This is a genomic window from Hymenobacter bucti (assembly GCF_042681145.1).
GTDB classification, from domain to species: domain Bacteria; phylum Bacteroidota; class Bacteroidia; order Cytophagales; family Hymenobacteraceae; genus Hymenobacter; species Hymenobacter bucti.
Map to the genome: position 1 here is coordinate 1 of NZ_JBHUFD010000018.1, position 15,605 is coordinate 15,605.

The 15,605-nt window shown below is 58.5% G+C and carries 9 protein-coding genes and 1 tRNA gene; 6 read left to right on the top strand and 4 right to left on the bottom strand.

Annotated elements, in window-relative coordinates:
* Nucleotides 1–563: 563 nt before the first annotated feature.
* Both ACFSDX_RS19175 and ACFSDX_RS19180 read right to left on the bottom strand, forming a co-directional pair.
* Complete coding sequence (locus tag ACFSDX_RS19175) at nt 564–4,817, bottom strand: T9SS type B sorting domain-containing protein (RefSeq protein ID WP_382316489.1); 4,254 nt, start codon at nt 4,815–4,817, stop codon at nt 564–566.
* A 63-nt stretch (nt 4,818–4,880) separates the two neighbouring features.
* The gene (locus ACFSDX_RS19180; protein WP_382316490.1) at nt 4,881–5,132 is read right to left on the bottom strand and encodes a hypothetical protein; all 252 of its coding nucleotides are present in this window, start codon (nt 5,130–5,132) and stop codon (nt 4,881–4,883) included.
* A gap of 275 nt (nt 5,133–5,407) precedes the next feature.
* On the opposite strand from ACFSDX_RS19180, the gene ACFSDX_RS19185 reads away from it, so the two are divergent.
* Complete coding sequence (locus ACFSDX_RS19185; RefSeq protein WP_382316491.1) at nt 5,408–6,208, top strand: SDR family oxidoreductase; 801 nt, start codon at nt 5,408–5,410, stop codon at nt 6,206–6,208.
* Between the two features lie 116 nt (nt 6,209–6,324).
* Nucleotides 6,325–7,788, top strand: coding sequence for a hypothetical protein (locus ACFSDX_RS19190; RefSeq protein WP_382316493.1), 1,464 nt, complete (start codon nt 6,325–6,327; stop codon nt 7,786–7,788).
* Between the two features lie 101 nt (nt 7,789–7,889).
* Here ACFSDX_RS19190 and ACFSDX_RS19195 read toward each other — a convergent pair whose 3' ends face one another.
* Nucleotides 7,890–8,588 carry a hypothetical protein gene (locus ACFSDX_RS19195; RefSeq protein ID WP_382316495.1) on the bottom strand — a complete coding sequence of 233 codons (699 nt, stop codon included), beginning with the start codon at nt 8,586–8,588 and terminating at the stop codon, nt 7,890–7,892.
* Between the two features lie 155 nt (nt 8,589–8,743).
* Between ACFSDX_RS19195 and ACFSDX_RS19200 the strand changes: the two genes are divergently transcribed.
* The 4 genes from ACFSDX_RS19200 (at nt 8,744) to ACFSDX_RS19215 (ending at nt 12,286) form a co-directional block, all read left to right on the top strand.
* A tRNA-Lys gene (locus ACFSDX_RS19200) sits at nt 8,744–8,816 on the top strand.
* 600 nt (nt 8,817–9,416) lie between these two features.
* Nucleotides 9,417–10,433, top strand: coding sequence for a chemotaxis protein CheB (locus tag ACFSDX_RS19205; protein ID WP_382318190.1), 1,017 nt, complete (start codon nt 9,417–9,419; stop codon nt 10,431–10,433).
* A gap of 827 nt (nt 10,434–11,260) precedes the next feature.
* Nucleotides 11,261–11,653, top strand: a complete 393-nt coding sequence (locus tag ACFSDX_RS19210; protein ID WP_382316497.1) for a hypothetical protein — start codon at nt 11,261–11,263, stop codon at nt 11,651–11,653.
* Nucleotides 11,654–12,067: 414 nt separating this feature from the next.
* Entirely contained in the window at nt 12,068–12,286 is a 219-nt protein-coding gene (locus ACFSDX_RS19215) for a hypothetical protein (RefSeq protein ID WP_382316499.1), read from the top strand.
* A 1,246-nt stretch (nt 12,287–13,532) separates the two neighbouring features.
* Here ACFSDX_RS19215 and ACFSDX_RS19220 read toward each other — a convergent pair.
* Nucleotides 13,533–13,808: a globin family protein gene (locus ACFSDX_RS19220; RefSeq protein WP_382316501.1), complete on the bottom strand. Its 276-nt coding sequence runs from the start codon at nt 13,806–13,808 to the stop codon at nt 13,533–13,535.
* Nucleotides 13,809–15,605 lie beyond the last annotated feature (1,797 nt).

Consider the following 15,605-nt stretch of genomic DNA (forward strand, 5'->3'; position numbering starts at 1 on the left):
TCACCGGTGGGAGAGTCGGTCGCCGCCAACTTTACACGTGAGTCCCCTGTCGCGTCGCTTTCATCAGCGACCAGCAGAGGACTTTTGCATTTGGGGGGCTTTCTAAGCGAGTGATGGGGATGCTTACTGAGTTGCTATTCGCGTGAAGCGTTGAAGCAACGCGAATTAATGAGCCACATATTGGTATAAATCCGTTGTTTGGTTAATATTATTTGTTAACAATTTAGGAGGCTAGATGCTGGTTGTCATGGATATGTTGACATCTAGTAAGGAGCTCAGGGAGCATAATTTGAAGAAAAGCTATCCTCAGCTACCTACCTGATTACTTAATCCTTGTATACTGATTCTATATAAATCAGCAGCTGGGCTGGCGGTACAGTATCCTTGCTAGTATGCATGTCTTATCTAAAAAGAGAAGGCCCTAGGGTACTCCTCGCAAGCTTGCGGCGGGCGGACGTAGTACCCAAAAGCCAATCTAATCTCCGGACATAATCCGTTGGAACTGCGTAGAAAATAAACGCAGTTTGCCAGTCTTTTATTCTGAAAAAGGCGGATGCTTACTGCTACTTCACCACCTCAACCCAACCCTTGGTAGCGGTACCATCGGCGAGTTTGAAGAGATAGTAATAGGTGCCGGGAGTGGTGCTAGCTTCCTGGCCCCAGTTGTTCTGGTAGTTGGTAGCGGAGTATACTTCGCGTCCCCAGCGGTTGAAAATACTGATGGAGTTGCCGGGATAAAGCGTCACGTTGTCGATGATGAGTACATCGTTTTGCCCATCACCATTCGGGGTAATGATGTTGTAGAAAGTCAACTTGTTGGCAAAGTCGACGCAGGCAGCGTTGGAGTTAGACGCCAGCGCGGCTCCGCCAGGGCCCGCCGAAAGTGCTACTATCCGGAAGCATTTGGTGAAGCCCGTACCCGCAGCTGAGTTGGGGCTGCCATTCGGGACAGTGGCTTGCAGCGTAGTGCCGCCGACGGTAACTACTAGGGCATACGCACCCTTATCATTTTGCTGATATACCTGGTAGCTGCTAACGGGGAAACCTTGGTACGCCGTCCAGATGAGCTGCACGGAGCCCTGGCTGCGGCCACCTAGACCGGGCGTGGCCACGGCAACCAAGTGAATGGTGGTAGCGGGTAGGCTACTTAGCACGTCGCCGCAGCCATTGGTAAGCTCTAGGCGGTAATCGTAGGCCGTTTGGGCGGCAGCGGCGGTGGCATCAGTGTAGGCCGAGGTCGTGGCGGCCGCGGTGCCCACTTGCGCAAAAGCCGCAGTGCTGCCCGCCGGGCGGCGCAGTACCCGCACGGGATTGGGGGTGGTTTGGGCGCTGGCGACGGAAAAGGTGAGGTCTACCTTACTATTGTCTTGCGCGTTTACGGAGGCTACCGTGAGGCTGGGGGCTTCCGCATTGTCGGGCACTACCGTAATGGTGACCGGCGCGCCCGCGCAGCCCACCGCTGAAGATTCGGTGACGCTGATGGTTTTGGGCGCGGTGGTGCCCGCCGTAAAGCTGACGGTGAGGCTGGCCGTGCCCTGGCCAGCCGCGATGGTGCCGCCCACCACCGCCCACTGGTAGGTAGAGCCAGCGGTGGCGTTGGGGACTACGTAGGTGAGGCTGCCGCTGGCCGGGCACACAAAGCGGGGGCCATTGATGGCAATGGCGCCGGGGCGTGGGTCGACCACGAACTGCTTGGTATACAGTGGGCCCGCGCAACCGTTGGCATTCGTTTCGCGGGCAGTGAGGGTGTAAGTGCCCACGGCTGTAGAAGTTGGAATGATGACGCTATTGCCCACACTGGCCACGGCCGTGCCGTTGAGCTGAAACACGTAGGTAGAGCCTAGGGCGCCCGGCAGCGAATAGGTTACGGCGCCGCTGTTCATGCAGAAGCGGGCAGGGCCCTGGATGGCGAGCGTAGCCGCCGGCGACAGCTGCACGGTGATGTAGAGCGTGTCGCTCACGCCCCGGCAAATGCCCCCGGCGGGGTTGCTGGTTTCGGTGACTACTAACTTGGCCAGGCCAGGCTGCGAAAAATTAATGCTGGTTTTGTTCAGGGTATTGACCAGCGTGCCCTGCGCCGTGCCAAAGAGTTGCCACGCGTATGACGACCCCGTGACCAGCAGCGTCTGGTAGGGGTAGGGCCCGTCGGTCTGGCAGACGCTGGTAGGCCCGGTGGGCTTCACCGTCTGGAGGCGCTGGTTGATGATGACCGGGAGCAAGACGACCTCGGACAAGCACCCTAGGGCATTAGTGGCGTACACCCGCACAGCGCCCGCGCCGGCCGCGCCCCAATCGACAGTAATGGTAGCCGTACCTTGGCCGCTACCGATGGTGCCACCCACCACCGCCCACTGGTAAGCGGTAGCGCGCGGATTACGGACGGTGTACACCACCCCCGCCACGGTCGGGCACACCGACGCGGCGCCCACGATAGAGTCAGTGGCCGGGCGCGGATTGATGGTAACGAGGACCGAATCCTTCGCCACGCACCCTAGGGCTGTTGAGGCCACTAGCACGTACTTCTGCACGAGCGGCGCCCCGGTGGTATTCGCCCCCGTGAGGGTGGGTTGGGCGGCGGTGGCGCTGCTAAGGTTGGTGGCGGGCGCCCACAGGTAGCTGTAGCCGGGCTGAGCGGGGGCACCCAGGGTAATCGTTTGCTTATCGCACACCGCCTGGGCGGGACCGGCCGAGACGCTGGCCGCGGGGCTGATGCTGACGACAACCGTAGCCATGCTGGTGCACGCGCTGGCGGTGTTCGTGACGGTGAGCGTGTACGTCTGGGTAATAGTAGCGCTCGTCGCGTTGGCGAAGGTCAGCACCGGATTAGCTACGGTACTGCTGCTCAGGCCCGTGGTTGGGCTCCAGCTGTAGGTGTTGCCCGTCACAGCGGGCGCCCCTAGGGTAATGGGCACGCCCGAGCATGTAGTGCGGGTGGCGCCGCCTACCGTGGCGGCGGGTAGTGGCGCCACCGCTACCGTAACCTGGGCCGAGCTGGTGCACCCGTTGCTGGTAGGTGCGCCCGTGACGGTGTAAGTCGTGGTCTGGGCGGGGCTCACTACGAACGGGCCGGCTCCCGTGAGGGCCGCGGGGCCGCCCGTGAGGGTGTAGGGGCCGCCCCCGCCGGCCACGGTGAGGGTAGTGCTGGCGCCCTGGCAAATGGCGAGGTTGCCGGTCACCGCCAAGGCCGGAGCGGGCGCTACCGTAATGGCTTGGCTTACCGAGTCGGTGAGGCAGCCGTACTGCGACAGGCCTTTGGCCACCAGCGTGCCCGGGCCGGCGGCAGTCCACTGCACCTGCACCGAGCGGCCCCCGTTGCTGCCTACGATGGTGCCACCCACCACGCGCCAGCGCACGCCGGGCGCCGTGCCCCCGCTGGCCGAGTAGGTATAGGCTGAATTGAGCGCACACACCACCTGGCTGCCGCTGATGGCTGTGGGCCCCGCCGCCCGCGTAACGGTGATGCGCAGCAGGTCGGCCACCGTTTTGCCGCCGCAGCCGTTGTCCTTCACTGTCAGGGCCAGGTCGTAGGGGGCGGCGCGGGCCTCGCCGCAGGCCGAATTATACACAAAAGTGCCCGCCACCGTACCCGTGCCCACCACCGAGGCGGTGCCGCTGGGGTTACCGGCCACTACCGTGCCCTGGTTACCCCCTAGGGCCGCATTGTAGCCGCCGGCCCCGTCAAGTAGCCGGCTGTTGAGGGTCAGCACCAGCGGGTGGTTATCGGCCTGCGTGGCGGTTATCGGGATGCTTAGCGCGCTGCCTTCCTCTATGGTATAGCTGCGCGGCGTGGTGGTAGCCGGCGGCAGCACCGGCGGCGTGGTACTGGGGCAGTTGGCCACCACGAGCTGCAAATCGCGCCGGGTGGTGCCAATGAGCACTTCCCGCCCGTTGACGGTGCGGTACTCGCTCACGTCCACGGCCACCACGTACTTGCTGCCCACCGAGGTAGGGCCCGCCCGGTATTTGGCAATGCCCGTCGCGGCATTGATGCTGGCGTAGTTGCCGTTGGCGGTGCCAAAGGGCGTGGTGGCCCCGTAGCCCGCGGCGTAGGGCGCCCGCGGCGGCAGCGGCGTAAAAGCCGCGGGCAGCACGCCATTGCCGGCCGAAAATGCCCCGTAGGGATTGCCAAACGAGTACGCCAGCCGGTCGCCGTCGGCATCCACGGCATTGTTGAGCAAGATGGTAGTATCGCCCTGGCAGATGATGGCCACGGCCGTATCCGAAAATACCGGCGAGCGGTTGGGCAGCGAGGGCGGGGCCAGGGTGGCGTAGAGCGTGAGGGCCTGGTTGCTGGGGCTACTAAGGTTGGTAACGTCCACGTTGCGGGCGCTGCGCGTGTACACAGCGTAGTAGCCGCTGGCCGAAATGGGCAGGTTGACGATGCCGATAAACTTCTGCAAGCGAAATGGCTGCGACACGCCCGTGATGGTGCAGCCCGTGGGCACCTTGGGCGAAATGCAGGTGGGCGTGAGCGAGGTCGAGGCAATGTTCATGATGCCCGTCTGGGTGTTGTCCGCCACGGTCGGGTAGTTGACCGTGGTAAGCACGAGCTTGGCTCCCGTCGCCTGGTTATAGAAAGCCACGTTCGCGTTGTTGTTGGGGGCCGCAACGCCCGCGGTGCCGATGTTGCAGTTGTTATAAATCGTCACCGTTATTTCGTAGCGCAGCGGCGCGGCCGCGGGACCATTGGCATCGAGGTAGCGGTAGGTAAGCTCGCCGCCGAGCAGGTGCGTGGCCTGCGCCGGGCGCCCGGCGCAGGCCAGCAGTAGCAAAAGCAGCAGGGTATACCAGGGCCGGCAGGGTAGAAGTAAAGCCATAGAGCAAAGAAGTAGCAGCGTAAAAAGCAACCTAGGGCAGGTATCGCCCTGGCCCGGTATAGGTTATCGACGGGCCACGCGGCGCACGGCCGCTAAGCTTAGTAGTAGCGTAGCAGCTGTAGTGCAGCCGTATGCTTGGTGGCCACTGGCGTAGCCCGCCGGGCCGTTAGCGAGCATACCTAGGGGCACGCCGTAAGTCCTCAACTGATAAATCAACGTTGGGCTAGGGCTGGCGCTGGCCGCGTCGCGCCGGGGCCGCCGCAAAGAGCCGCGGCCAGCGGGGCGCTTTACCCACCAAAGTAGCGGTTGGGGCATAGAATAGGAGCGAAGCTGAGCGGAAAGTAAATCAGCCTAAGCTCAACAAGTGCCCTCACTACTGCCTAGGTGCCTAAAGATAGGCTGCTAATGGTTGGCCCGCATAAAGCAATCGACCAATGCCCCCGCCCGCTGGAAAACCGGCCCCGTCTGCTCGGCTAATGCTGCCGCGCGCACGCCCCGGCCTTAGGGCTGGCCCGGGGGGCGTAGCTTACCTTCGGGCCCGAATAATCCAGCGCGGGCCGCCCGCTTTCTTCCTCTTTGTTCTCCTTTCAATGAAAAATACCGTCGTTCTCATCACGGGCGGCACTTCCGGCATCGGCCGGGCTTGCGCGCTAGACTTTGGCCGGGCCGGCGCGCGCATCGTCATCACGGGCCGCGACGCGGCCCGGCTGGCGGCCACGGCCGCCGAGTTGGCGGCGGCGGGCATCGAGCACCGCACGGTGCAGGGCGATGTTGGTATTCTGGCCGATGCCAGCCGCGCCGTGGCCGACACCGTGGCCGCCTTCGGCCGCCTCGACGTGCTCATCAACAACGCGGGCCTGAGCATGCGCGCTAAGTTTGCCGATGTCGACGTGCAGGTGCTGGAGCAGCTCATGCAAACCAACTTCTTCGGCACTGTGTACACTACCAAGGCCGCGCTGCCCCATTTGCTGGCCAGTAAGGGCACCATTGTGGGCATCAGCAGCATCGCGGGCTACCGGGGGCTGCCGGGCCGCACGGGCTACTCGGCGTCCAAGTTTGCCATGAATGGCTTTCTCGAAGCCCTGCGCACCGAGCTGCTGCCCGAGGGCGTGAACGTGCTCACGGCCGCGCCCGGCTTCACGGCCTCCAACATCCGCCACACGGCCCTGCTCGCCAACGGCCAAACCCAGAACGACACCCCCCGCGACGAAGACAAAATGATGACCAGCGAGGAAGTAGCCCAGCACCTGCGCCGGGCCGTTGAAAAGCGTCAGCGCAGCTTCGTGCTCACGGGCGAGGGCAAATTAGTGGTTTTTTTAAATAAGTGGCTACCGGGCCTGATGGACAAGATGGTACTGAACAATTTCCGCAAGGAAGAGGGCGAATTGTAAGCGCGGCCTTGCCGCAACTCACGCGGTACTCATCTACCTAGGGAGTGCTTTGCCGGTTCTTTCCGCCCGTTTTGGGCGCGGAGGACCGGTTTTTTGCGTTCCCATTTTTCAGTTTGATGAAGTTACTACTACTCCCCGCCGTGCTCGGCGCGGCGCTCCTCTTGCCCACGCTGGCCACGGCCCAGGTCACCCCCACGCCCTCTACGCCCCCCGAGCACCCCACCCAAACCCAGGCCGAAGAAGCCACCGATAAGCCCCGCCCGGCGCCCCCCGCGCCCAATTTTTTCCTCAAGGATGGCAAACTGCCGCTGAACGCCGACGCCAGCCACTACGTCAAGTTCACGCTGCTTAACCAGGTGTGGATGCGCTACAACGAAAGCAACCCCGGCACCACCGTGGGCGGCTACAACGTACCCAATACCTACGACATCGGCATCCGGCGCTTCCGCATTCAGTTCTACGGCCAGCTCACCGACCGCGTATTCATCTACTCGCAAATCGGAATTAATAACCTCAGCTACAACGCCGACCGCAAAAGCGGCGGCACGCCGGGCGCCAGCCAAAGCGGCACGGGCGGCTTCTTCCTGCACGATGCCGTGGCCGAGTACGCCATCGTGAAGAACAAGCTCTCGTTTGGCGCCGGCCTAGGGGCCTGGAACGGGCTCGCCCGCTACGCGTCCTCGTCGGCGGGCACCATCATGGGCCTCGACTTGCCCACACTGGAAGAAACCACCAACGACGTGACCGACCAATTTGGCCGCAAGCTGAGTATGTATGTGAAAGGTAAGCTCGGCAAGCTCGACTACCGCCTGGCCATTTCCGACCCGCTGCTGTACCAGAAAGCGGCGGGCTACGTGGCCACGCCGGGCGCCAACGCCAACTTTGCCAGCACCCCGCCCAAGCCGCAGTACCAGGGCTATTTCTCGTACCAGCTCCGGGACCAGGAGAGCAACCTCACGCCCTACACCGCTGGCACGTACCTAGGTAAGAAGAGCGTGTTTAACATCGGCGCGGGCTTTATTGTGCAGCCCGAGGCCATGTGGTACACGCAGGGCAGCCCCGCTACGGTGCAAACGAAGGCCATGCAGCAGTACGCCGTCGATGTCTTCTACGACGCGCCCCTGAGCACCGCCCCCGACGCTGCCAGCGTGAGCTTCTACGCCGCCGCCCTGCACCTCGACTACGGCCCCGGCTACATCCGCAACAACGCGCCCATGAACCCCGGCACCGGCTCCAGCATCACGAGCACCACCATTGGGGGCTTCGGCAACGCCTACCCCGAGTACGGCACCGGCAATGCAGTGTACACGCAGCTGGGTTACAAGCTGAAGGACAACCTAGTGGGCACCAGTACCTTCATGCCCTACGTGGCGTATCAGTACGCCCACTACGCGCGCCTCAGCAACGACGTGAACTTCTACGATGCGGGCATCAACTGGCTCGCCGCGGGTCACACCTCCAAGTTCACCCTCTCGTACCAAAACCGCCCCTACTACATCACGCGCGCCAGCGATGGCCTGAACGTGGTAGACTCGCGCCGCGGCGCCGTGATACTGCAATACCAGGTTTACTTCAACTAAGCACCGCCGCAATATCAGTTCGCCAGGGGCTGTCGGGTAGCGTTTCTCTCGGGAGGCGCTACCCGGCAGCCCCTGGTTGCTTAGGGCGGGCCCTAGGTCGGCTATTCAATCACAAAGGTGTCGTCGGCGCGCACGTAGGCCACGCGCTCCTGCCAGCGCACGCGCAGCCAAATATCCTGGTGCCCCAGCACGGGCAGGCGGTCGCCGGGCGCGGCGGTGCTCAGCCAGGCCGCCCCGGCGCCCGGGCCGGCCATCAGGGCCACACCCGCGCGCGCCACAATGCCCGTGGGCACCGGCTGCAGCCAGTATAGATAGGCGCCCGTGCCGAGCAGGTAGGCGCCATACGCCACCCAGCCGCCCCGGCTGGTGCGCCCGCGCCGCAGCAAAAAAAACACGGCCAGCAGCACCGCCCCGGTCAGCAGGCCTTGCAGCACGGGGTAGTAGTAGCGCTGCACCTGCACGCGCACTTCCTGCTGCCAGGTAGTGGGGTAGCCCACCAGCCGCTGCCGCTGGGCCAGGCTCGCCAGCTGCCGCCAGGTGCTGAGGCGGGGCTGCCGGGCCTGGGCCATGTTCAGGTACAGCAGCTCGGCGGCGTAGTGGGCCTGCTGGTGCTCGGCGTAGGCCAGCCGCAATAAAAGACGGGCCGACACCTGCCTTTCTTGCCAGATTTGGGCCCGGTAGAGCGGCAGCACCGCCCCAAACTGGCCCTGCTCAAACAGCGAATCGGCTTGCTGCGTGCTTGCGAGCGGTGCTTGCGCGGCCGATACTAAATTATTTTTTGATTCTGTGGGCGAAGCCAAAATGCAGAATGGCAAGGCAATAAAGCTGCTCAGTAACGTCAGGACGCGTAATCGGCCGGGTTTTTTTTGCAGCAAGGTTGTTAAATTTAAAATAATGCTGTACTTTTGTACCACAATCACGGTAGCGCACCGCGGTTGTGAAAGACAAAAGTAACGGTTCTGTAGCTCAGCTGGTAGAGCAGTACACTTTTAATGTACGGGTCCTGGGTTCGAATCCCAGCGGAGCCACTAAAAGGCCCTCAGTCATGCACTGAGGGCCTTTTTTATTTTCTGCCAATGCTCCTGCCAACGCGAAGCCTTTTTCCACTGGAAAACTGTCTTAGCAAGACCCGCATCTCTACGGGGTAGTTTGTTAGCTACCAAAAAGCCCCGGCCGGCTAGGTCGGGGCTTTTTTTTATGTCTCTGGTTTCTCACTCGGCTTGGCCAGCGGCCGGCGCGTCTAATGTAGGAAGGAGTCTTGACTAATGAGCAGGCAGCAATGAGATTTACTACCTACACCACCAGTCGCCGCCGCTCGGGTGGCCAGCTTAATTGGGCAGCCTTACAGCCGTTTGGGGGGCAAGACGTAGAATTCCCACCGGTTGTAGCGAAAACTCACTAGGGGCTCTTGACCCCCAAATCTGTGAAAAATCGGGAAAGAACAAGGCCAGACTAGTCGAGGATTTTTCATGCTTGTGCGTTGATACTTGTTATCTGTCAATCACATAGCAATCGAGCTATTTGGCTTACTAGTTTTTTTCTGTTTTTTGGCCTATTATCGCTTCTTATCCATACAAGCAGTGAAAAAGCAACCTTCAGCCAAAGTCAGGTCAAAGTACCGGGACATTGTGGTTATTGGCGCCTCTGCGGGGGGCGTCGCGGCCTTGTTGGAGCTGGTGAAAACCTTGCCAACCGACTTTCCAGCCCCTGTTTTTATCGTGCAGCACGTGGGCGCCCACTCTCCCAGTATCCTGCCCGAACTGCTTAGTAGGGTGACGCCGCTGGCCGTGAAGCACGCGGATGATGGGGAGAAGTTTGCGGCCGGCACCATCTACGTGGCCCAGCCCGACCATCACCTGCTGTTGGAGGCGGGCGCCGTCTTGGTCAAGCGCGGACCGAAAGAAAACCGGTTTCGACCCTCCATCGACGCCCTCTTTCGTTCCGCCGCTTACGGCTATGGCTCACGCGTGATTGGGGTCGTGCTTACGGGCTATCTCGATGATGGCACCTCGGGTTTGTGGTCGGTGCAGCGGCTGGGCGGGCTAACGGTAGTGCAAGACCCCCATGACGCCGAAGTTCCGGACATGCCTGCCAATGCGCTCGAGTTCGTCCAAGCTGACTACGTTGTACCGCTGGCCGAAATCAGCGCCCTACTCGTGCGGTTGACCCTAGAGGCGCCGGCGGCCAAGCCCCGGGTGAGCAAGGCCGAACTGGACCTGCTCGGCATAGAGCTGAAGATTGCCAAAGCGGACAATGCTTTCAAGCTAGGAATTATCGAGCGTGGCCAGCTCACCTCCTTCACTTGTCCCGAGTGCCACGGTGCGCTGACGCAGCTCATCGAGGGCAAGCTGATTCGCTACCGGTGTCACACCGGGCACGCCTATACGGCGAGCGCGCTGCTCGGCGAAGTCACCCAAAAGGTGGAAGGCTTCCTCTACCAGGCGATGCGCGGACTGGAAGAAGTCCATATGTTGACGAGTAAGCTGGGCCAGCATTTCACGCAGAAAAAGCAGCCGGCCGTGGCGGCCCTGTTCAACCGCAAAGCGGAGGAGTCCGGCGCGCAGGCTATCCAGATTCATCAGGCTATTATGCGGCAGGAATCCCTCAGTGGCGACCTGCAATTTGAGATAAAGAAGTCTGATTAATCACCGCTGGTGCTGGCCGGGATTACGAGCGTTGGCAAGGGCGAAATCCGTCAACGCCCGGTGGGTGATTCGGTGCCGGAAGGTGCCGTTCCCGGTGCGGCAGATGGTACCCTGGCGGCGTAAAAACGATGATGGACGGAATGTTCCGGCAAGGAGTGGCAATATGTGCAGTCTCAGCGGAGCCACCAAAAGCCCCATAGATACCGTCTAGGGGGCTTTTTTATTTCTGCCCGCGCTGCTGCCAGCGCTAAGGCTTTTCCGTTAGAAAACCGTTTTAGCAAAGCTCACGCTTTCGTGGGATAACCTACCACGAGCACTGGTTTTATCTGGGCCGCCTTGCCTAGCGCCCAACCACGAAAAGGCCCTGCCTGAGTCGGGCTCGTCGTTACTATACTATAGTTGAATCAAAAAGGGCTGGCCTACTGGCCGGCACTTCTTTTTGTTCTCGTCCGGCGGCAGGTGCGCAGTTAGAGGCACGCTTGTGGATGCGGTGCGCTCGGCCTAGAATAGTAGCTCCTACCGGAATAATCAGTAGCAGGCAGCAAGATTCATAGCAATAGGGGAGGCCTTGCCAACAGGTCAGCAGCTAGCAGATGCTACCAGAGTGTGCACTGCACACCAAGCCCTCATCCAAATCCACTACCCACAGGCCCGCAATAGCGGGCTTTTTCCGGGTTCAGTTGCCTGCCCTGCAAAGAATAATTGGAGGGGAGTGCAATCTGATTCAACCCAAAATTTCGTTAGTTCATCGAAATAAATAGTCAGCCCTTTTCCGCTGTAAATACTTTTGAATCAGAGAATTTGCTTGTTATATAAAATACAAAATTGTGTCTACGTTTAGTCCTGCACCCGCCTTACTGCACACGTACTTCGAGAACCCAGTAGGAAGGGTGCTCGAACACCCCGTTGAGCACTACATTCGAGTAGAATACCGTACGGGCCCACGCCAGGCGGGTGAGTTGCAAGCCTTCCTCAATCACGCCGGCGAACTCCTGGCCCAGCACGGCTGGGACAAGTTTCAGCATTACGAGGGGAGTATGGCGGCCCTCACGCCGGAAGAAATCACGTCGATAGCCAATTACTGGTCCACCCAGAAACACTCCCCCACTGACCTGTACGCCGCCATGCTGCTGCCCCACGAGGTCTTTGCCCAGCTTTCCTGGAAGGGCAACGGCCTGAGCGGGCGGCCGCTCGCAGCCTTCATTAAAAGCGACCGCTAGCCCGCTTCCCCGCGCAAAGCCGATAAAGTGGCTACCGGGTAGCCGTAATAGGAAGCTCCGCTCTCGCGGGGCTTTTTTTCATGCCTGTTACCTTAAAAGCGCTTTGGTTATCACAGGCAAGCGCATGGCATGGTTAATGCACCCAGTTCTTCTGTAAAGGAAATGGCTAATAGCAAATCCTGGCTATAATTTTATCTTATTTATTGATTTAACACGACGCTAAGCTGGGTGCAACTACCTTTATATCAAGAAAATTTGTCTTATTAGTTACTTTTTATTATATCTGTGTATAGTTTTACTTCTACACCAGCAGCCTTTGCTTATTTTGAAAATACTATCGGGCGATTATCAGTCCATCCTTTAGACCAATGTATTGCTATCGAGTATCACAATGGACCTCGCCGCGCGGCGGAGTTGCATACGTTTCTCGTGCAGGCCGACCACCTACTAGCCCAATGGGGCTGGGATAAGCTGCTGGCTGCGCGCGTAACTATGCCCGACTTTACGGTGGAGGAAATAAAAGAAGTGTGCGCTCATTGGCACACGGAGGTGTCTCAGGGGCCCGCCCTGGTGCACGGCGCGCTATTATTGCCCCACAAAGTATTCGCCTCCCTCTCCCGACAAACGCGCTAGGACCCTCCACCATCCACCCCTGGCTAGGTGCACCGCCCAGTAATGCTGAGCAGGCCGGAGCCGCGAATAGCCCGGTACACTAGCCATATAGTTTAGCAGGTCACGGGCGCCGCTGCTCCTTTTCTGAAAGCTATTTGCTCGGCTTTGGCAGGGTAAAGCTGGTAGTTAACAACTGCGCAACAAGAACTTGCGTACTAGCAACGACAAACCTTATGACCTAAGGGGAGTATTTAGTTGAATAGTTAACTATAGCGGTGGGAGATGCGGATCATAGATAGTGAAAAAGAAAACCTGGTCGACTTGAAGTGGCCACGGCTGTTACCTGAAAATTTGCGGCAGCAAGCGGAAAGCCCTATTGTGCCAAAGCCCGCACCCGGGCCGAACCAAGGGCAGACCTTTCAACTGACGGGTTGGCGTGGGGCTGGCTGGCGCATGGTGTTCTTGGAAGGCCCCCCGCAGTAGCGCACCGGGCGCCTGCTCGCGTAGCATAGGCCAAGGGGAGATACTCGCGCACTGTTGACTAGTTTTACGGTAGGGTGCTTTACTGCAAAGTAGGGAAGCTAGCAAAGCGCGCAATTGAGCATCACACAGCTAACCGACAAGCGGTTAAGATGTAAAATCTACCTTGATAGCTATCCAGTCCCTGGTGCATTTTATTACCTAGGGTAAAGAAAACGTGGCGAGACCAATGCGGTGGTGTAGGTTTCACGTGGTTTTATCCTTGCTGCAAAGAGAATTAACTACTTTCGGGTAGGGTAAATACGTATTAAATCCGTTGTTAGGTGGCATCTGTATTTACTACAGTATCGTCGGCTGCTTCGAATGCCTACTTCGGAAATTTGGCAAGTCGGCTGCTCGAGCAGCCGGCCGGGCATTGTATCAGCGTAGCATACAGTTTGGAACTGTCCAACCGATGAGCTACAAGCTTTTTTGGTCTACGCTGGGTAGCTGCTGGCGCGTCGAGATTGAAACCAGTTGCTGGGGGTGGTAGGGCATGACGACTTTTTTCGCGCCCGGAGAGCGAAAGCGGACGATGAAGTACTGCCGCACAAAAGCGTGGCAGCGTCCCGATGTGCTTTACGGGCCGTTGCTGTTTCCCCACAATGTATTTGCGCAGTTATCCTGTAAAGGTAGACCCTCGACTACTGCTTCATGGTCTGCTGTTGCCTAGGGCCAGTAACCAGCGCTGGGCTGGGTTAGAGCCCAGCAAAAGCACCGCGCCCGCTGGCAATACTCGAGCCCTAGGCTAGCTTATAGCCGCATCAAAGCACGCTGTACACTCCGCCGCAATGGTCGCAGGCAAGGCTGGGTCTACCCATAGCATAGGTTGCATATTGACCCACTGCGGCTGCACAAACTCTGCCAGGGTAGCGATTCTAGCCTCGCCTTCGGCCGCATACCTCGATTTTTGGGAGGCAAAATAATCCTGGTGCTTGTGCTCCAGTGCTTTAAGGGCATTCTCTATTGCCCGCATCTTGCGGGCAACCACTTTGCCGTAGAGAAAGGCGTTGATATCTTTCATAGCGCAATAGGTAGGGTGGTATACTTAACATGTTAAGTATAGCAAATTTTCTCTGCACTTGCAATGATAGCGACTAATTCACGAGCCGCAACGCCCGCGCCGGGTAGGAAAAGCAACTCGTCTCTCCTTACGTAGCAGGTGGTCCTGATAGAGTAATAGCTAGCGCATTACTACTCTAGCGGCTCTTGCGAAAGAGAGCCGCTCTGCACAAGTGCAAAGGCGAAAAAGCTAACAATTGAGATGAGGCCAAACAGAATAAAAGCCCAGATAGCTAGATAGCAATAAATAGCCAGGCCACTGCTTACCCAAAGAAGGGTAATCAAGAAATTGGTGAACATACTACGGACGCGTGGTGGGAATTGAAGGAAGTGCTAAGTAGAGGACTATTGTCCGTTTTCTACTATTGAATAGAAAGTTATAACGAAATTGTATGTTTCCAAGCGATTGGATGATAAAGTCGAAAAAATAAACGTAAAATACCACCGGCCATCACTTTCAGTCTGCCAGTGCTGGCGTTTGCGCAGTATCAAGTTCATAGTAAACCCGATTGTTTTGATTGGCGAACACCAATTTACTTATAATTAGTGTATTAAACCAATAAAATGAGCTGCTTATCTGCGCAAGTTGTGTTGTATTTTTTATAAGCCGGTGCAATCCTACGAGGTCGTTTAGCATCGTAATGCCGCTTTACCCAGTCGGTGGTGGGCTTAGAATGGCTGCCGTATTCAGCGCTCGGAGTCGCTACTTTAAGGTAGAGCGCGCTCGGCGGCTTTGTAGGTCAGCAGCCAACCCGAGCGCTGAGCAAGGCAGGCGGGTACAAGCCCAGACAAAGGCTAATAGGAAGGAGGTGCGAGAATGGGCCGGGGAGGGACAACGACGATAGGCGGCATGAATTTTGTCTTTTAGTCAGCCGCACTGCCTAAGCTGGGCCAGGAAATATGCAAGGGTCTCTCTCCTTTTTATTCGGTAAAGAAGTTGCCAGCCGCATGCGAGCGCTAGATGAGGCACTGCGAGCGGTAGAGAGTAGGCACCAAGCCTATTTTGCTAGTCAAAAATCAAAATACGCGGCCGAAGACGAGGTCAGAACCGCCACTCTGGCAGAGTTTGTGCAGTCGCACTGGCGGGCGCACGAGCCAACACTCGAAATTGCTCCTGGCTTGCCACCCGCCATTGCAGCAGAGTGCCTGGCATGCGTAGCCCAACTGCCAGCTTTTACAGCAGCTCCCACATCAAGCCGGCGCATTCTGGCCAAGCTACGAGCCCTTGTGGTGCTCGCAGACCCGCGAATGAAAGTATAGGCAACCCTGCTCGGTCACCCTAGCGCCCACTTAACAAGCTAGTTTAGCGCAAGTCAACCCGCGCAGCGGCTGGTACTGAAGCCATGCGCAACTCAGAAGCCTGCACGGCCTTAGGTGAAGCCAGAGGAGCAGAATGGCGCGTGCCAGCCCGGAAAAAGCAGAACAGCCCTATCAGTAACAACAGAACTGCTGATAAGCCGATGAGGGCTGTGCGAATGACGCCAAAGGACAGGCAGGGAGCTTCAGCCTGGGTGGCATATTGAACGGGGGTGGGAGCCGAGCGTTTCATAAGAGAGTGGAGTGGGATTACATACCTTGCTAACGGTAGTACGCGGGTGACGGTTCACTATCTGAAGAAAAACTGATTAGTATTTAGGCAAGAGCGGAGCAACTATATATTGATGGACTGACCTGTATTTAAGAAAGAATAAATACTACTTTACTTCGAAATCAAGCGGCCGGAAAGGTGCCTATTGGTGATAAATTTTGGGCGTATAAA